The sequence below is a fragment of the Dietzia cercidiphylli genome, from assembly GCF_014145145.1.
GTDB lineage: Bacteria > Actinomycetota > Actinomycetes > Mycobacteriales > Mycobacteriaceae > Dietzia > Dietzia natronolimnaea.
The window spans coordinates 1-1,985 of sequence record NZ_JAALEA010000455.1 but is presented as its reverse complement, the minus strand read 5'-3'; the positions used below and the strand labels follow the sequence as shown (position 1 = coordinate 1,985).

The 1,985-nt window shown below is 72.7% G+C and carries 3 protein-coding genes; all 3 read left to right on the top strand.

All coding sequences use genetic code 11. The annotated features are described in order from the left end of the window. A partial coding sequence (locus G6028_RS15325) for an aminotransferase class I/II-fold pyridoxal phosphate-dependent enzyme (protein ID WP_182659383.1) occupies window positions 1-364 on the top strand: 364 nt, incomplete at its 5' end. After that, the gene (gene hisB / locus G6028_RS15320) at window positions 361-984 is read left to right on the top strand and encodes an imidazoleglycerol-phosphate dehydratase HisB (RefSeq protein ID WP_179525136.1); all 624 of its coding nucleotides are present in this window, start codon (window positions 361-363) and stop codon (window positions 982-984) included. The genes G6028_RS15325 and hisB, both read left to right, overlap by 4 nt. Window positions 985-991: 7 nt before the next feature. After that, window positions 992-1,985: MFS transporter (locus G6028_RS15315; protein ID WP_182659382.1), on the top strand; the 994-nt coding region annotated here is incomplete at its 3' end.

Below are 1,985 nucleotides of genomic sequence, written 5' to 3'. Positions count from 1 at the left end.
CCCCCTGCCGTACCACCTGTCGGTGATCGCGCAGGCCGCCGCCGCGGCCGCGCTGCGGCACGCCGACGAGACCCTGGCGTCGGTCGCCCTGCTGGCCGAGGAGCGCAAGCGCGTCACCGCGGGGCTCGAGTCGCTCGGCTACGACGTGCTGCCCAGCGAGGCCAACTTCGTGCTCTACGGGCCCTTCGTGGACGCGCCCCGCGCGTGGCGGCGCTACCTCGACGCGGGCGTGCTCATCCGCGACGTGGGCATCCCCGGCCGTCTTCGTGCGACCATCGGGCTGGAGAGCGAGAACGACCGGCTGCTGCAGGTGAGCGCCGAGTTGGCGGGAACAGAGATCACCACGACGAGGGAGAGACGATGAGCGAGCAGGGCGGACGCGTCGGTCGCGTCGAGCGCACCACCAGGGAGTCGTCGATCGTCGTCGAGATCGACCTCGACGGCACCGGCCGGACGGAGATCGCCACCGGCGTCCCGTTCTTCGATCACATGCTCACCGCGTTCGGCCAGCACGGAGCGTTCGACCTCACGGTCCGCGCGACGGGCGACGTCGAGATCGAGGCGCACCACACCGTCGAGGACACCGCCATCGTTCTGGGCCAGGCGCTCGGGAAGGCACTGGGGGACAAGCGCGGCATCCGCCGCTTCGGCCAGTGCTCGATCCCCATGGACGAGACGCTCGCCGAGGCGGTCGTCGACGTCTCCGGGCGCCCGTACTGCGTCCACACGGGGGAGCCCGACGTCATGATCGGGTACGTCGTCGTGGGCCACGACAGCGCGCCGTACGGCACCGTGCTCAACCGGCACGTGTTCGAGACCCTCGCGTCGCACGCCCGCATCGCGCTGCACGTCCGCGTGCACTACGGGCGCGACCCCCACCACATCACCGAGGCGGAGTACAAGGCCGTCGCCCGGGCGCTGCGCGCCGCGGTCGAGCCGGATCCGCGGATCAGCGGGATCCCCTCGACCAAGGGCGCTCTGTGATGGCGAAGTGACCGCGGGGGTCACGAAGCCGGGCGCGTTCGCACAGCTGTCCCGGACCCCCGGTGTGCCGGCGGCGTTCGTCCTGGTGCTCCTCGCCTTCGGTGGCTTCTCGCTGCTCCTGCCCGTGGTGCCCCTCGCCGTGGTCCGGGGCGGGGGCAGCGAGCTGGTCGCCGGTGCGACCACCGGTGTGTTCATGACGGTCACCGTGCTGGTCCAACTGCTCACCCCGAGGATCACCGCGGCGATCGGCTACCGTTGGGTGCTCGCGATCGGCAGCGCGCTCCTCGGCCTGCCCTCGGGGCTGCTCGCCCTGTTCGACGGGCCGTTCGCGGTGCTGGCGGTCAGCGGTGTGCGTGGGGCGGGCTTCGGCATGATGACGGTCGCCGGCTCCGCACTGGTCGCCGAGCTCGCGCCACCCGGGATGCTCGGCCGCGCCACCTCGCTGATCGGCCTCGCGGTGGGGATCTCCGAGGCCATCTTCCTGCCTGTCGGTCTGTGGCTGCTGGAGGTCTTCGGTCTGGCCACGGTCGCCTGGAGCGCGACGGCGTTCGGTGTGGTCGGACTGCTCGCGGCGGCACGACTCCCCGACGTGCACCCCGCTCCCGCCAGGCCTTCCGACCCGTCCGCACTGGGCCGCCGGGCGATGCTCGTCCTGCTCGCCGGGCCGTTCCTGGTCATGGTGGCGGTGTCGCTGCCGTACGGCGCCGCCGCGTCGTTCCTCTCGCCCGCCCTGGACTCGATCGTCTCGGGCAGCGGCGCGGTCGTCGCGGGGGTCGGGCTCGGATTGCTGGGGGTGGGCGTGATCGTCGGGCGCACCTTCGCGGGACTCGTCTCCGACCGGCGCGGCCCCGGCGCCCTGGTCTGGCCCGGACTGGCGGTCTCGGCGCTCGGCATGGCCGGTATCGCCGGCCTGCTCTCGGTGTCGGCGAACCCGTGGTGGTTCATCGCCCCGACCGTGGTGTTCGGACTCGGGTTCGGCGCCGTGCAGAACGAGGCGCTCG

What these genes read in the sequence shown, in the direction of transcription:
- hisB (WP_179525136.1), top strand. Translation starts at nt 361, where the DNA reads ATGAGCGAGCAGGGCGGACGCGTCGGTCGCGTCGAGCGCACCACCAGG.